Below are 14714 nucleotides of genomic sequence, written 5' to 3'. Positions count from 1 at the left end.
TTGATCCGGATAGGTGACCGTCGATCGAACGAGAATAATGGGCTCAAGGCGGCCATCTCAAGGTTGTTTTGAACCTCGTGTTCCAATATGTGGATGGATTCGGCGGGAGTGCTGTATTCGTTCACAGCGACGGACACGCTCGTCACCAACGACGTCATCTACAGCCAGAAGATCGGCAACAAACGCTACGAACTGTCGGACCATCTCGGTAATGTCAGGGCTACGGTGAGTGATGTCCTCCTCGACCACTCCGGTAACCCTGATGCTGAGGTCGTGAGCTATACCGACTATCATCCGTATGGGATGGCGATGACAGGCCGGTCGTCAGCGGCGGATGGATACCGCTATGGTTTCAACGGCAAGGAGAACGACAACGGAGTCAAGGGAACAGGCAATCAGCAGGACTATGGGGCACGTATCTACGACCCACGCCCTGGGCGATGGATGAGCACGGATCCATTGGAGGCGAAGTACACAGGATGGAGCCGTATCATGGAATGGCGAATTCTCCCATGATGGTCAAGGATGGAGATGGGAGGGAGTGGGATGTAGCGTTTGAAACCGCACAAGCGCAGAGCTTCTTTAGAGAGACAATCGCATTGATCTTCGACAGGAAGGTCGAGGCTCTGATTGTGCAGAATGATCTTCCCCCGTCTTCATTGACAGCACCCGCATAGGTAGTAGGTCGTGAAGAGAACGGACCCAACATACTGTCAAATATGCTGTCAATAAAAATCGCTACGCAGTGATCCGGGATGATCCGGCCTGATTCGCGATAGCTGTCTAAGTTGCTTATTCCTTAATCACTTGCAGATTCACGGGCTGTCACTGGTGATCTGCTGGTATCAGTATGGTGGTCGCTATAGGATTCGAACCTATGACCTTTCGCGTGTGAGGCGAACGCTCTGAACCGGCTGAGCTAAGCGACCAAGGGGCACAAAGGTACGGTCCTTGGACACAAACACAAAATCCATGACGAATCGGCTTCGTACGTTCGTAGTCGCCGGCGTAACGCCGACCTCGGAAGAATGTTCCTGTATCCCATGTAACCTTTCGTCGACTTCGACCACCTCCTTTCGTCACCGTCATTCTCAACTATGCCTAATGAAACGCCGCAGGAGCGATTCATGCGACTCTATCGGCCGGTCCAGGAACGGGTGGAGCGGTTCGCCCTGCACCTGACGAGACACCGTCAGGACGCTCGTGAGCTCGTGGCCCAGACGTTGGCCACGGCATACGAAGGCATGGCAGGTATGCGGGACGAGGCGGCATTTCTCAGCTATCTGTTCACGATCGCACGGCGTACGTGGTATCACCAGCGCCGACGGCAACAGAGGGAAGTGGCGACGGCTCCCGAGGACCTGACGGTTCTCTTCGATGATGTCGATCCGTCCCTGCGGACGGAAGTCCGGTTGATCTACGAAGCGATGGAACGATTACCCGACGAACAACGCGAGGCACTGATTCTCTTCGAAGTGATGGGATTCCCGATCCACGATATCGCCAGGATGCAGGAAAGCACGGTCAGTGCCGTGAAGGTACGCCTGCATCGCGCCCGTCAAAGCGTCCGCGCCTCGATCAGGGAGGTGCCGAATGTCTGAACATCAGCAGGACCCCCTGTTCTCCTCCCTGCGTTCACTGCGCAGGTCCGAACCGTTGATGAGCGAAGCCGACATCGTGGCTTCGTTGCCGCGTCGCCGAAGCACGACCATGAAGACGGCGTTTCTCGTCGCCGGCCTGTTACTCGTCGGTGTATCGACGATGTGGTTCATGCGTGACGATCGTGCGCCTGACGGATCATTACACGCCAGTGTGGCTGGATCCGTTCGGCACGGCGCGTCTGCGCCGGGAGCGGAAGGCTCCCCGGAACGGACGTTGACGAGTGATACGGCCCGGTCGGTCAAGCCATCTCCGATACGGTCACGCGGGCGTTCCGTGGATGCGGTAGTGTCGGATCACAGATCTAGCAGTATCGCCATTGTACGACACTATGATGGTCATGCCGATCAACTGCTGTTACTGACACAGGACGAGGTGCGTTCGCTCGGTTTCATAGTGACCGATACGTCCATGACGATGCCGATGAAGACCGAGACCGAAGCTCGTGACGTCGTCGTATCCACCAATGGTATAGATCTTCGACGACGTGGCGAGGTGACGGACGGAGCGGTCGTTCCATTGATGATAGGCGTGCGGAAGAACCATGCCAGAGACGAGGAGCGCGTCAGCTTCGGTGACATTTCGATGTCGTCGGTACTTCTCGGGCTCCAGTGGGACGTGGTGTCCGCCGAGGGAACCGACACGTCGAAAGTGACGGCCTGGTGCGTACCCACAGTCAATCTGATCGCTGCATTGCCCGACCGCTATCGCGTACCGGTCATGCTCGAACTGGACCTGCTGAGGGAGGTCGAACGCGGCTGCCTCTCGCCTGCCGAAGCGTGTCAGTCCATACCGTATGGAAAGAGCTACGTCAACAAGGAACTGTGCGACCGCAGCAAGCGAACCATCATCGATGTCGACGTCTATCCCGATCCTGCACAATCGGAAGCGACGTGCCGTATCGATCTTCGGCGCGCCACGACGGTCCGTATCGCCCTCTATCGCGAATCCGGATCGTTCCTCGGCGAGGCCTGTCAGGAAAGCCGGTTGCATGAAGGGCATAACGAACTCGCCCTCATACTCGGCGATTACGAGCCGGGTGCCTATCTGCTGATGGCCATCACGGCCGATGGCGACCGCATGGTGCGGCATCTCGTCATCTACCGCTGAACGTTACAATGAACGATCATTCGACGGATCATCGCTGTTTTTATAATCTTCTTCCAGAAAGGAAGACCATGAAATCCATGCTCACCGTTGTGGCACTCTTCATTGCCGGTGCCATCGCTGCCGTCGCCCAGCCGAAACTCGAAGTCGAGGGCGGCACTACCTATAACTGGGGCAAGGTCAAGGTGCCGAAGGAGAATGCCCTCGAAGCCACGATCAAGATGAAGAACGTCGGCACCGAGCGCCTCGTCTTCAAGGAGATCGTTCCTGGATGCGGATGCACGAAGACCGACCCGGACAAGATGGAACTCAACCCCGGCGAGACGACGACCATGAAGGTCAAACTCAATGTCTCGCCCCAGCAGTCCGGCAAGCTGTCCAAGAGCATTCGCGTACGGACCAATGCGACGGACGCCGACTCCCTCCGCATCCTGATGCTCGAGGCCGATGTCCAGCGCGATGTCGCCCTCATTCCGTCCGGCTATATCAGCTTCCCGAAGATGGCCATCGGTACGGAAGCGACAGGTAGCGTCGATCTCGTCAACAACGGTACGACTCCGCTGACCGTCACCGACGTTTCCGGTACGAACGGCGTTCTCGTCGAACTCAAGGGTAACCGGACGCTCGCTCCGCAGGAGAAGCTCACGATCATCGCCCATGCGACCCCCAAGACGACCGGTTATTTCAATGGCGTCGTGAACATCAAGACCAACCATCCGGATCACGCCGAAATGTCGATCCCGACCTACGGTTCCGTGCCCCAGGCCGCAGCCGCAGCGACGGTCGTGCCCAAATAAGGGCCAGGTCCGGTCATCACACGGCCACCACAAAGGCCGCGGGAGCTTCCTGCCAAAGGTTGTTCCCGCGGCCTTCGTAATTTTCGGGTCCGTCCGTGCGCCCCCTCATCATCATACCGCTCGTTCTCGCGCTTTCCTGCATAGGGAGGGCTGCCGTGGATTCTACGCGTCATGACACGTCCATCGTACACGTGCGTACCATCGACGTGACCGACGAGGCATATCTTGCCGACGTGGCCAGATCCGGTCTGCCGCGTACACGTCTGACGGCGGGTATGCTCGAGCGGATCGCCCCGCTTCAGACGACGGACGCGCTGACATTCGTACCGGGACTGTCCGTCCGGAACTATGGCGGTGCAGGCGGGTTGAAGACGATCTCCCTGCGTGGAGGATCGTCGGCACAGACATTGGTCCTGCTCGATGGTATACGACTCAACTCTGCCCAGAACGGTCAGGTCGATCTGGCCATGATTCCCATGACGATGATCGGAAGCATCGACGTGACGCGCGGTGGAGCCACGGCTCTATATGGAGCGAATGCCCTGACAGGCGTCGTGGACTTCCGTCTCAAGGCCGATGACAGGCAGGGATTGTCGGCGACATATTCCAACGGCAGCTTCGACGAATCACGTTGGGCCGCGGCGGGATCCACGTCGTTCGGAGCTCTGCGCATGGCGGCAGGCGTGGATCTGCTGCAGACGCAGGGATCGTTCCCGTTCACGATGAACGCCTTCGGGCGTACCGTCGACATCAATCGCGAGAATGCCGACCTGCGTTCGCTCGGCGCCGTCGTCCGCGCCGAGTACGACGACAACCTCACTGCCTTCGCCGTCGTCCGTTCTTCCGATCGCGGTGTACCCGGTGCCGTCGTACAGGGAAGCGTAGCGCTGGCCCGTGCGCGTCTGAACGACGAAGACGTGCTGTTCGGTATCCGGGATCGCATGACCCTCACGGATCGCCATGCGCTCGAATTCAGTGCAGGACTGCGCTACTTCGATCAACGGTACAGGGATCCGGATGCGACGATACGGGGACAGAACGGACTCGACGAACGATATCTCCTGCGCGACGCATCCGTCGGTGTCCAGTGGAAGTACGTCGATCCGGTCTTCGTCCAGACCGTTCGCGTCGATGCCGGCGTGACGGATCTTCGTGGCGCTTCGCTGCAGGCCGACGTCGGTTCGCAAGTCACGCGGCGTACCGCTGCGATCGCCGCGAACTGGATGGTGCTGCCGTGGCCCGATGTCAACGTCGAAGCCGGTGTACGGCTGGAAGGAATCTCCGACGTGTCGACGGCCGTTTCTCCGCTTGTCGGACTACGGTGGGACGCATCGTCCGATGTGACGCTGAAGGCCGGGTGGAGCTATAACTTCCGGCCGCCGTCATTCAACGAACTGTACTATCTCAACTTCGGAACGTCGACGTTGCGTCCGGAACGTTCGCATACCGTCGACATCGGCTGTTCATGGCGTCCGGTACGCTGGATATCGATCGAGGCGGATGCCTTCGCCCTCGATACACGCGATCTCATCGTCGCCGTTCCGGTGAGTCCGATCCTTACGAGTGCACAGAACGTCGGCAGGGCGACGACGCTCGGCATCGAATGGAGCGCACGTGCTTCCCTCTTCGATGAACGTCTCATGATTCACTGGTCGTATACGCTGCAGGATGCACGGGACAGGACAGGGCGGCCGGGTATCGACGGTTCGCTGATTCCCTATATCCCCCAGGAGATCGCGAGTGGGGGGCTGCACTGGCGCGATGGAATCGTCCAGGGTGGGATGACGCTGTCGTCCACGAGTCATCGCTACGCCCTTCCGGGTGAACAGTACTCGACGCTGTTGCCCCGCTTTACCGTCATGAATGCCTATGTCGGTGTGCGCGGGCATACCGACCATATGCACGCCGATGTACGCCTGCAGGCCGATAACCTTCTCGACGAGGGCTATCAGGTCGTGAGAGGATTTCCGATGCCGGGTAGAACACTGCGCATCATCGCGAGTCTCGCATGGAAGGCCCGATGAAGCCACCATCACGCATTCCTATCACCGAACGGCAGCGACGTCTGCACGACGAGGCATATGCCCGTGGCGAAATGTCCTATGTCGATCCCGATACGGGCTACATGGTATTCACCCGGCTCTATCATGAACGACGCGGGCACTGCTGCGGTTCGGGGTGCCGGCACTGTCTGGTGCGGCCCGATGGTGGACCGACCCGCCCGTCGTCCGACAGCTTGCCATCGGCTCTCGTCGTCGCCATCATGATATGCCTGCAGATCGTGTCGGTGGTACCGGGTGCTGCGCAGTACGAGCGGATGACGATCGATACGGTCCTGCGTCTGGAGCCGGGAACCGGGCAGCATTCGGGGCAGGGGCCGAGCGTCTTCCCGAAGAACATCTTCGGATCGCCCGATCCTCGTGCAGGCGATACGATCGCGTCGATGGATCCACGCCAGATATGCTCGATCGGCATGAATGGTCGCATCACGGTGGGATTCAGACAAGGTGTCGTCGTCGATGGCCCGGGCCCGGACTTCACCGTCTTCGAGAACGCCTTCTATTACAGCAGTGGCAAGCATTTCATCGAACCTGCGACGGTGGAAGTCAGCAAGGATGGTATCGTATGGACGATGTACCCGTTCGATAGCGTCACCTACGAAGGTTGTGCCGGGCGTATGCCGACGCGAGGCTGGGAGGATCCGTTCGATCCCGAACGTTCGGGCGGCGATGCCTTCGATCTCGCGACCGTCGGTGTCGATTCGATACGATGGATCCGCCTGACCGACATTTCCGAACGCGTGCTCGACGACCGGAAGAGTCCATACTGGGATCCGACGATCACGGGCTTCGATCTCGATGCCGTCACCGTTCGCCATGGTCTGCACGTCGTCTTCGACACCGACGTTCGATACGATGCTCCCTCGCAGACGATGTCGATCGAGATTCCGCGAGGGGATGAAGCGTTGCTCCTCGTCCATGACGTGGCGGGTGAGGAACGCTATCGACGCACGTTGCCGAACGGAAGTCATGCACTCGATATCGCGTCCTGGCCCGCGGGGTTGCTGCTCGTTACCGTGACGACATCCGAGGGACGACGCACCTTGAAGGTCCTGCGATGATCGTACGCCATATCGTATGGCCCGTCTTCGCCGTGTTCATCACGGTGCTCGCGGCAAGCTGTGTGCAGGCTCCGGATGCCCCTACCGGTTCCGCCGGTATCGTCCGGCCGGGTGGAGTATATGTCCTGTGCGAGGGATTGTGGCGGCAGGACAACAGCGAGCTTTCCTATCTGCAGCCGGAATTCGTCGACGTGGTACGGGACGTCGTCTCGACGGTCAATCCCGGATTGCGGCTCGGAGATACGGCGTCCGACGTCGTCGTTCGTGGCGATACGATGTACGTCTGCGTCAGCACGTCGCATACGATCGAATCGTACCGACGATCCACGGGAGAGTGGCTCGGCAGAATGACGATGCCGGCCGGCCGCGAGCCGTATCGTATGGTGCTCGCGGACGACAGTACTGCCTACTGTACGAATCTCAACGACGATTCGATCACGGAATTCGATCCGCGCACACTGACCATCCGTATCGAGCGGGCAGCCGTGGGGCCGGCTCCGGAAGGGATCGCAGTTACGCGCAATGCCATCTTCGTGGCGAACTCCGGTCTCGGAGATCTTCGTGCCGGGGAGGACGGTGCGGGTACCGTCGCGGTACTCGATCGATCCGATCTCGCTACGGTGAACAGCGTAAGAGGGCTGGTCAACGTGGCCGCATTGAAGTACGATGCGCTCCGTAACAGGATGTGGGCCAGCTATCGCAATCTTCCGTCCAGAAAAGATTCCCTGGGCGGCATCGTCCTCATCGATCCTGACAGAGCGACCATCATCGGCCACTGGCGATATACCGCACCACGTGGTATGGCCATCGACGATCGGACCGGATTGCTGTATGTCCTGCATGCCGACGGGATCGACGAGATCGATGTGACTGCATCGACGACGCGCAGAATCATCGGCCATGTCTCCCGCGACGGTAACGACGTATGGTTCGCGCTGGCCTTCGATCCGTCGCGTTCGCTTCTATGGGTCGGTAACGCGCGCACGTACGTTCTGGATGGCGAAGCGCTCGCCATATCGCTCGACGGTGGAATCGTCCATCGTCTGACCGTCGGTCTGAATCCAACAGCCTTCGTTTTCTGAGGAGATCATCGCGTGAACCGCTACTTCATTGCACTTCTTGCCGTCGCTCTCGTGGCCTGTGCCAAGAAACAGCCGATCACGGAAAGCCTTCCGCCCGGAACACCACCGCTGGAGCAGCGATCGATCAGTGATATTCCTCCGGGTGCGATACGCTTCATCGGTACGTTCGTGGAATCCGTTCCGGGAAGGAACGAAGATGGAGGACCGTGCGCGACGAACGACTGTCGTGCACGCGTCGTGATCGATCTGGTGACGAGGGTAGGTCCGGGAATACGGACACGATTCCTCGAACAGGATACCGTGACGATGGAGTTCGCGATGACGCTGGGACCGTCGACCTATAAAGGGCGTGACTTCCTTGGGCTCGAACCGGGAGAGAAGTTCGATGCCGAAGCGTTCGAGATCGCGGCGATGTGGGGCGGCAAGCTCCGTGTCGAGAATTATAACAAGAGATAGCATCGGTTCCGGACCACGATGATGTCCGGGGGCGCTCGACGCGCTGCCCGAAGGTCGAGCCCGAACGTCAGGCGACCTTGTATCCTTCTTCGATGAGCATGGCGCGCAGGCGCTCTTTATGCTCGCCCTGCAGTTCAAGCACGTTGTCCAGCACCTGACCTCCGGTACCGAGCCGGGCCTTGCACGCCGCAAGGATGCGCTGGAGTTCCTTCGGTGTGGACTGGAAGCCCTGTGCGATCGTGACCGTCTTGCCACGCCGTTGTTCGGTGCGGATCTTCAGGCGTACGACGGTGCCGTCGTAGCCACGCTTCGTCGAATCCTTCTCTTCCGCCTTCGGCGGTTCCTGCCCGAGCAGGGCAGCGAGGTCCTTGAGTCCGGCCATCGTCGTTAACGGAAATAGAACATCAGTTGAAGTTGGGGAAGAGGCAGGATCGTCATCTTGCCCCCGTCGTTGGGGAAGAACGTGATGGGTACTTCTGCGGCAAGGCAGGCCTTGGGAGAGAAGAACCATTCGTATCCGATACCGACGCCGATGCGGAACGGGGCCGACAGCGTATTGTCCTTCAGGTCGTTGGCATGGAAGTAGTAGCCGACGCCACCGAGTGCATAGAACCGGTGATCGAAGGCCTGGTCCAGCAGATACTGGGCTTCCAGTCCGAGATTCCACCAGATGTTGCCGGTCGACCATACGAAGCCCGTCGCCTCGAAGGCGAAGCGGTTCATCATCGTCGTGCGGACACTCAGGCCCGATCCCGTCGCGAGCCCGCCCTGAAGCCCCACGGCCCAGAAGTTGAACTGGTCCATCAGCTCGGGTGTCGTCTTGCCGGTCGGTTCGGCCGTCGTCGCAGCCGGTTTCGTGGAATCCGGTTGGGTCTGTGCGGCGGCTGCGGAGCCACCGAGAATCATGCAGGATATGACGGCTACGAGAAGATGTCGGTACATCATGGATTCTCCCCTTGGTGATTCGGATACTACACGGACAATGGACTTCTGCAAATCTACGGACGGCATGCCGTTGAAGCGCCGTACTTTTGCTCAATGCGTTCCATCTTCGTCATCGTCGCCATCGCTGTCGTGACCGTGGTCTACGCCACGGCCGTCATGATACATATGGCCCTGTTCCGGGACAAGGACGTTTTCCATACCTATGCCCGGTCATGGTCACGGATACTGCTGAAACTGGCCGGAGTACGGGTCGAACTACGAGGTATCGGACATCTGTCCGTCGTCGAGCGATATATCTACGTCGCCAACCATGCGAGTCTTTTCGATATACCGGTGTTGCTCGCGCATGTTCCCGACAACATCCGCATCATGTACAAGCGCGAGCTGGGAGCCATCCCGATTTTCGGATGGTGTCTGAGGATGTCACCGTTCATCGCCATCGATCGCAGGAAGAGCAGGGAAGCCGCGGATGCACTCGAGGCCGTGGTCGCTACGATGCGTGATGGAGCGTCCGTAGTCGTCTTTCCCGAAGGCACGCGCAGTGACGACGGCCGGGTCGGCGAATTCAAACGCGGAGCCTTCACGCTGGCGGCCCGTTCGGGAAAACCCCTGGTGCCCGTGGCACTGGAGGGGACGGCCGCCATCATGCCCGCACGCGGCAGGCGCATCAATCCCGGGACCGTCGTCGTCCATATCGAACGCCCGGTCGTCCTTCCCCAGCCGGCCACCAGGTCCGACGAGATGCAGGCCATGCAGTACGTGCGTACCGTGATCGCCGAACACGTAACTTTGCAGTCATGAACAGTATCGATATCAAACGGATCGCCGATCTGGCGCGGCTCGAGTTCTCGGAGGACGAGATCGAAGGTTTCGCCCGGCAGTTCACGAACATCGTGGACTACATCGGCACGATGAATGCCGTCGACATGACGGGCGTGGAACCGATGGCCCATGTGAACGAAGCCGTCAACGTCTTCCGTGACGACGTCGTCGGCGAATGCCTGACGACGACCGAAGCATTGTCCAACGCTCCTCAGAAGAACGAAGCCTTCTTCAAGGTGCCGAAAGTACTCGGATGATTCTTGGCATCATTCCCGCGCGATACGCGTCGACGCGTCTGCCCGGGAAACCGCTGATCGATCTGTGCGGCCAGACGATGGTCGAACGCGTATGGCGCGCAGCATCGTCGTCACCGGCTCTCGATCGTGTCATCATCGCCACGGACGACGAACGTGTCGTCGCCGAGGCGCAGCGCATCGGTGCCGAAGCACATTTGACCTCGCCCGATCTCCCGAGTGGAACGGATCGCTGTGACGCCCTGGTGCGTGCACTCAGACTGCAGCCCGACGTCGTGGTCAATATCCAGGGAGATGAACCTCTCCTCGCACCCAGCGTCCTGACGTTGCTCGTCAACACGCTGCAGTCGTCGGGCGCGGACGTGAGCACGCCGGTGAGTCGCCTTCTCTTTCCTGCTGAACTCGACGATCCCGGGGTCGTCAAGGTCGCCCGCTCCGTCAACGGTGATGCGCTCTATTTCTCACGTTCGCCGATTCCGTTCCTGCGTTCCGTCGACCGTTCACAGTGGACGACGTCGTATACCTACTGGAAGCATATCGGCATCTATGCCTATACACGCGACGCATTGCGCCGGCACGTCTTTCTCCCACCTTCACCTCTCGAACGTGCCGAATCGCTGGAGCAGCTTCGTCTGCTCGAAGACGGTGCCCGCTTCGTCTGCGTCGAAACGGAGCAGATGTTCATGGCCGTCGATACGATAGAGGATGCGGAACGGGTCCGTGCCTGGTTGCGGACGAGTCAGGGACGCTGAACGAGGTTCAGTGCCGCATCGACGACGTCCTTCACGTCGATCTTCATCATGTCGTCACCGGCTCCACTTTCGAATATCACGGCATCGGATGTATACGGCCCCCAGCGTCTGGAACTCATCGACGGTGTGGACGGATAAAGACCGATGACGGGAATGCCGCACGCCGCGGCTACATGCAGGACTCCGGTCGAGTTCGCGACCATCAACGACGAGCCTGCGATCACACGTATCGTCGCATCGAGATCCGTCCTGCCGCAGAGATCGATGGCATCGGGACATGCGGCGTGGACGATATCGCATATGGCACGTTCGGCGGCAATGCCTGTGACGACGACGTCGATACCTGCTTCGGTCAGCGCCCGGGCCACGTCGCCGAAACGTTCCGCAGGCCAGTCCCGCGCGGAACCACCCGAGCCCGGGTGGATGACGACGTACCGCTCCGGCAAGGACAATGCGTCCGGTGCGGAGTGAGGAACGACAGGTGGGACGAGAGAAACGGCCGGCATCGATCCGCCGAAGGCGGCCAGAATCATGCGTACGTTGTATTCGGCTTCATGGAAGGAGGCATCGGAGCGATGGTCACGCACACGCACGTTGAAGAGGGGCGAATACCATCTGAATGCGGAGCCGATGCGCATACGGACGCCTGCACGTACGGCGTCCCATACTTCGTTCAATCGGGGGCGGGGAAAGAACGCCGTGTCGATGGAATGCCTGCGCAGGCCCCGGCGCAACGCATCGGGAGCGTCGTCGACGTAGATCACGTCGTCGATCACACCGAGCGTATCCAGCTTGCCGACCAGCGGTTCGACATACCGCCTCGTACAGAGTACGAGTTCCGCATCGGGAAAGCGCTGACGCAGGACGGGAAACATCGGCAGGGTGAGAACCATGTCGCCGATTCTGTCGGTGCGGATGATGGCGATGCGGGATGGGGACATGTCGGCTACTTACAGAAAAGGCGGCAGTACCTGCGTACTACCGCCCATTCGACACATTGACTTGTCGTGATTACTTGCCGAAGAACCATTCGACGCCGACCGTCGGCTCGAGGAGACCGAACGTCGTAACACTGGGGTCGAACTGGATGTTGATGACGCCGATCTGACCGAAGAGGCCGAAGTTCGGCGTGATGAAGTATTCGCCACCGAAGCCGGCGCCAAGGCCGGTTCTCGTCGTGCCGCCACCCGTTGCCAGACCGAACTGGGCAATGATGTAGGGCTTGAGTTCTTTCGAACCTGCGAAGAGGAACTTACCGTAGGGCGTGAGATGGAACTCGTTCGAACCATCCTGGATACGAAGGCCAACGCCCGTACCGATGTGGATGGCAGGAGAGATCGCATACACCAGATGTCCGCCAAGAGCCTGGCCGGCGGTGAAGCCGAAGCCAAACTGCTGATCAGGGCTCTGTGCCTTGGCTACGGATGCTCCAAGCAGAACGATGATTGCTGCGAGAGCGGTGGAAAAAACCTTCTTCATACTACGCCTCAAAAAATAGTTGGACAGGACGGTGCAAATATACACCCATAAAAGTGTGTCCGAATACGTTCAAGACGTAATGAAGTTCCATCACCAGACGCGGGTTTGATAACTTTGCCGTACTATGAAAGGTTCAATTTCCGTACACCCGTATACACCTGCCGACCGCGCCGAGTGGGATGACTTCGTGGAACGTAGCAACAATGGAACGATGTTCCATCTGCAGAAGTTCCTGGACTACCATCCGGAAGGCAAGTGGAATTTCCATCATCTGATGTTCCGTGAGGAAGGCCGTTTGGTAGGAGTCCTGCCTGCTGGTCTGAATGCGAAGGGGGAACTGTGGTCGCCGGTCGGAGCCTCGTACGGCTCCATCGTCGTCGAGGATACGGCCTACGAACGATGCGAACGGATCGTCGACGCCTTCATCGGCCATATCCGTGAAGCGGGGATTCGCGACGCCTATCTGATTCCTCCGCCCCTCATCTATACGTTGAACTACAGTCAGCACACGGAATACGCCATGCTGTACCGCAAGGCCGATTTCGAGTTGCACTACATTTCGCACGCCATCGATCTGAAGCATGGTAATGCCTTCATGGATCATTTCGATCCGACCGCACGGAAGAGCATCCGCCGTATCCTCCGTGAAGGGGCCGTGACGGTCCGCGAGTCCGACGACTATGCGACGTTCCACGAGATCCTTGTGGAGAACAAGGCACGGCACAACGTACGTCCCACGCATACGCTCGAGGACCTGCTCCGTCTGCGCGAGCTGATGCCGGAGAAGCTGCGGTTGAACATGGTCTACCATGAAGGCCAGGCCATCGCGGGTTCCCTGCTCTTCCTGGCGAATCGCAAGGTCGTACTGTGTTTCTACAATATGCTGCGATACGAATACGAACACCTTCGTCCCGTCTATCTCATCATGCACGAAACCTGCCGCTGGGCCGTGCAGGAAGGATACGAGTGGGTGGACATCGGCGTCAGCCAGGACACGAGTGCCGACGATCCCATGACTCCGTCACTGAATCTCATCCAGTTCAAGGAACGGTTCGACGCGCGCGGCATCCTGCGATCGACCTTCCACCTCAAGGCCTGATGGACGTCCTGCTTCTCGCATTGGCGGATATCGCCCGCGATGCACGTACGTTGAACGTGGCACGGGCGCTTGCCGCCGAGGGACTCGACGTCGGTATCGTCGCCTCGGGCAGGTTGCCGGCACAGGATCATGATTCCATAACGTTGTTCCGATGGGACGATCCCGGGGGCCGCGCATGGCAACGCTGGTGGTCGTTCACCCGCAGGGCTACGAGCCTCGCGAACGTATCCGCACCGGTGATCGCGGCGATGGACCTGTTCGCGTTGTCGGCAGCACGGACGCTGAAACGCCGCTGGCACTCCTCGCTCGTCTACGATGCACGCGAATTCTACTTCGCCCTCGGTCCTCTCGACGGCAAGGGAACGAAGCAGCGGATCGTCTCGGCCCACGAGCGGCGGGGGATACGCCATGCCGACGTCGTGACGGTATCGGCTCCGCTCGATGCGGAGATCATACAACGTCAGTATGACCTGAAGGAGCGTCCCGTCGTCGTGCTCAACACGCCACCGTATCGGGATGCCGAACCATCCGCGGTACTGCACGAACGATGCGGCATATCGTCGTCCGGTACCATCGTACTCTATCAGGGCGTCGTTCATCATGGACGTGGCATCGGCCCGATGATGCGTGCCCTGCCCCTGATGCCCGATCTGCACCTCTGCGTCATCGGAGACGGTCCCGCAACGGAAGCCCTGCAACGGGAGGCGGCGAACCTCGGAGTCGCAGAGCGTGTACACTGGCTCGGAGCCGTCCCGTACGACGATCTGCATGCATTGACCTGCGGCGCCGACATCGGCTGTTGTCTCATCGAACCGGTTTCGCTGAGCTACGAGTATGCGTTGCCGAACAAGTTCTTCGAATACATGATGGCCCGTATTCCGAGTATCGCCACGGATCTCCCGGCACTGCACCGGTGGATCATGCAGCACCCCGTGGGAATGCTCGTGGGCAGGGAGATGCAGCCCGGCGATATCGTCGAAGCCATACGCCGTATCCAGGTACCGGCAACGCGCGATGCCATGGTCCGCCAATGCGAGGACATCCGGAAACTGTCGTACGAAAGCCAGGAACCGATCATCATCGATCTCTACCGTGCATTGCTGGAGCGGCACGGATAACAACTGTGGACGCGGCCCCATGT

At 59.5% G+C, this 14714-nt stretch carries 17 protein-coding genes and 1 tRNA gene; 13 read left to right on the top strand and 5 right to left on the bottom strand.

All coding sequences use genetic code 11. The annotated features are described in order from the left end of the window. Positions 1-87: 87 nt before the first annotated feature. Positions 88-516 carry a hypothetical protein gene (locus BGO89_06125; GenBank protein OJX57973.1) on the top strand — a complete coding sequence of 143 codons (429 nt, stop codon included), beginning with the start codon at positions 88-90 and terminating at the stop codon, positions 514-516. 335 nt (positions 517-851) lie between these two features. Here BGO89_06125 and BGO89_06120 read toward each other — a convergent pair. Next, positions 852-929, bottom strand: a tRNA-Val gene (locus BGO89_06120). A 168-nt stretch (positions 930-1097) separates the two neighbouring features. Here BGO89_06120 and BGO89_06115 point away from each other — a divergent pair. The 7 genes from BGO89_06115 to BGO89_06085 all read left to right on the top strand — a co-directional run bounded on the left by BGO89_06115 (position 1098) and on the right by BGO89_06085 (position 8222). Continuing rightward, the gene (locus BGO89_06115; GenBank protein ID OJX57972.1) at positions 1098-1601 is read left to right on the top strand and encodes a hypothetical protein; all 504 of its coding nucleotides are present in this window, start codon (positions 1098-1100) and stop codon (positions 1599-1601) included. 433 nt (positions 1602-2034) lie between these two features. Next, the gene (locus BGO89_06110; GenBank protein ID OJX57971.1) at positions 2035-2769 is read left to right on the top strand and encodes a hypothetical protein; all 735 of its coding nucleotides are present in this window, start codon (positions 2035-2037) and stop codon (positions 2767-2769) included. 68 nt (positions 2770-2837) lie between these two features. Continuing rightward, positions 2838-3563, top strand: a complete 726-nt coding sequence (locus BGO89_06105) for a hypothetical protein (GenBank protein OJX57970.1) — start codon at positions 2838-2840, stop codon at positions 3561-3563. Between the two features lie 95 nt (positions 3564-3658). Then, entirely contained in the window at positions 3659-5587 is a 1929-nt protein-coding gene (locus BGO89_06100) for a hypothetical protein (GenBank protein ID OJX57969.1), read from the top strand. Next, positions 5572-6684, top strand: a complete 1113-nt coding sequence (locus BGO89_06095) for a hypothetical protein (GenBank protein ID OJX57968.1) — start codon at positions 5572-5574, stop codon at positions 6682-6684. The genes BGO89_06100 and BGO89_06095 overlap by 16 nt, the downstream gene beginning before the upstream one ends. Next, positions 6681-7766: a hypothetical protein gene (locus tag BGO89_06090; GenBank protein OJX57967.1), complete on the top strand. Its 1086-nt coding sequence runs from the start codon at positions 6681-6683 to the stop codon at positions 7764-7766. The genes BGO89_06095 and BGO89_06090 overlap by 4 nt, the downstream gene beginning before the upstream one ends. A gap of 12 nt (positions 7767-7778) precedes the next feature. Further along, positions 7779-8222: a hypothetical protein gene (locus BGO89_06085; protein ID OJX57966.1), complete on the top strand. Its 444-nt coding sequence runs from the start codon at positions 7779-7781 to the stop codon at positions 8220-8222. Between the two features lie 67 nt (positions 8223-8289). Here the strand turns inward: BGO89_06085 and BGO89_06080 are convergent, their stop codons facing one another. Both BGO89_06080 and BGO89_06075 read right to left on the bottom strand, forming a co-directional pair. Next, a complete protein-coding gene (locus BGO89_06080) occupies positions 8290-8604 on the bottom strand; it encodes a hypothetical protein (protein OJX57965.1) in 315 nt (104 codons plus the stop codon). A 5-nt stretch (positions 8605-8609) separates the two neighbouring features. Further along, a complete protein-coding gene (locus BGO89_06075) occupies positions 8610-9164 on the bottom strand; it encodes a hypothetical protein (GenBank protein OJX57964.1) in 555 nt (184 codons plus the stop codon). 96 nt (positions 9165-9260) lie between these two features. Between BGO89_06075 and BGO89_06070 the strand changes: the two genes are divergently transcribed. Genes BGO89_06070 through BGO89_06060 form a run of 3 tightly spaced genes read left to right on the top strand, consistent with a single transcriptional unit; the run spans position 9261 to position 10995 of the window. After that, positions 9261-9968: a hypothetical protein gene (locus tag BGO89_06070; GenBank protein OJX57963.1), complete on the top strand. Its 708-nt coding sequence runs from the start codon at positions 9261-9263 to the stop codon at positions 9966-9968. Beyond that, positions 9965-10246 (top strand): asparaginyl/glutamyl-tRNA amidotransferase subunit C, encoded by a 282-nt coding sequence (locus BGO89_06065; protein ID OJX57962.1) that lies wholly within the window; start codon positions 9965-9967, stop codon positions 10244-10246. Before BGO89_06070 ends, BGO89_06065 begins: the two co-directional genes overlap by 4 nt. Then, on the top strand, positions 10243-10995 hold the full coding sequence (locus tag BGO89_06060; GenBank protein OJX57961.1) for a 3-deoxy-D-manno-octulosonate cytidylyltransferase: 753 nt from the start codon (positions 10243-10245) through the stop codon (positions 10993-10995). Before BGO89_06065 ends, BGO89_06060 begins: the two co-directional genes overlap by 4 nt. Here BGO89_06060 and BGO89_06055 read toward each other — a convergent pair. Continuing rightward, entirely contained in the window at positions 10983-11936 is a 954-nt protein-coding gene (locus BGO89_06055) for a hypothetical protein (GenBank protein ID OJX57960.1), read from the bottom strand. The genes BGO89_06060 and BGO89_06055 overlap by 13 nt on opposite strands. A 70-nt stretch (positions 11937-12006) precedes the next feature. Continuing rightward, complete coding sequence (locus BGO89_06050; protein OJX57959.1) at positions 12007-12474, bottom strand: hypothetical protein; 468 nt, start codon at positions 12472-12474, stop codon at positions 12007-12009. 136 nt (positions 12475-12610) lie between these two features. Between BGO89_06050 and BGO89_06045 the strand changes: the two genes are divergently transcribed. Together BGO89_06045 and BGO89_06040 are read left to right on the top strand one after the other, a co-directional pair. After that, positions 12611-13573, top strand: coding sequence for a hypothetical protein (locus tag BGO89_06045; protein ID OJX57994.1), 963 nt, complete (start codon positions 12611-12613; stop codon positions 13571-13573). Next, entirely contained in the window at positions 13573-14691 is a 1119-nt protein-coding gene (locus tag BGO89_06040) for a hypothetical protein (GenBank protein OJX57958.1), read from the top strand. Before BGO89_06045 ends, BGO89_06040 begins: the two co-directional genes overlap by 1 nt. Positions 14692-14714 lie beyond the last annotated feature (23 nt).

This window comes from Candidatus Kapaibacterium thiocyanatum, from assembly GCA_001899175.1.
GTDB classification, from domain to species: domain Bacteria; phylum Bacteroidota; class Ignavibacteria; order Kapaibacteriales; family Kapaibacteriaceae; genus Kapaibacterium; species Kapaibacterium thiocyanatum.
The sequence above is the reverse complement of the archived record's forward strand: the minus strand, read 5'-3'. Positions and strand labels throughout refer to the sequence as shown.

Bases quoted from the DNA above. Each gene is read 5' to 3' on its own strand.
- BGO89_06095 (OJX57968.1), top strand. From the start codon at position 5,572: ATGGAAGGCCCGATGAAGCCACCATCACGCATTCCTATCACCGAACGG.
- BGO89_06125 (OJX57973.1), top strand. From the start codon at position 88: ATGTGGATGGATTCGGCGGGAGTGCTGTATTCGTTCACAGCGACGGAC.
- BGO89_06050 (OJX57959.1), bottom strand. From the start codon at position 12,474: ATGAAGAAGGTTTTTTCCACCGCTCTCGCAGCAATCATCGTTCTGCTT.
- BGO89_06070 (OJX57963.1), top strand. From the start codon at position 9,261: ATGCGTTCCATCTTCGTCATCGTCGCCATCGCTGTCGTGACCGTGGTC.
- BGO89_06055 (OJX57960.1), bottom strand. From the start codon at position 11,936: ATGTCCCCATCCCGCATCGCCATCATCCGCACCGACAGAATCGGCGAC.
- BGO89_06075 (OJX57964.1), bottom strand. From the start codon at position 9,164: ATGTACCGACATCTTCTCGTAGCCGTCATATCCTGCATGATTCTCGGT.
- BGO89_06090 (OJX57967.1), top strand. From the start codon at position 6,681: ATGATCGTACGCCATATCGTATGGCCCGTCTTCGCCGTGTTCATCACG.
- BGO89_06115 (OJX57972.1), top strand. From the start codon at position 1,098: ATGCCTAATGAAACGCCGCAGGAGCGATTCATGCGACTCTATCGGCCG.
- BGO89_06105 (OJX57970.1), top strand. From the start codon at position 2,838: ATGAAATCCATGCTCACCGTTGTGGCACTCTTCATTGCCGGTGCCATC.
- BGO89_06065 (OJX57962.1), top strand. From the start codon at position 9,965: ATGAACAGTATCGATATCAAACGGATCGCCGATCTGGCGCGGCTCGAG.
- BGO89_06080 (OJX57965.1), bottom strand. From the start codon at position 8,604: ATGGCCGGACTCAAGGACCTCGCTGCCCTGCTCGGGCAGGAACCGCCG.
- BGO89_06060 (OJX57961.1), top strand. From the start codon at position 10,243: ATGATTCTTGGCATCATTCCCGCGCGATACGCGTCGACGCGTCTGCCC.
- BGO89_06040 (OJX57958.1), top strand. From the start codon at position 13,573: ATGGACGTCCTGCTTCTCGCATTGGCGGATATCGCCCGCGATGCACGT.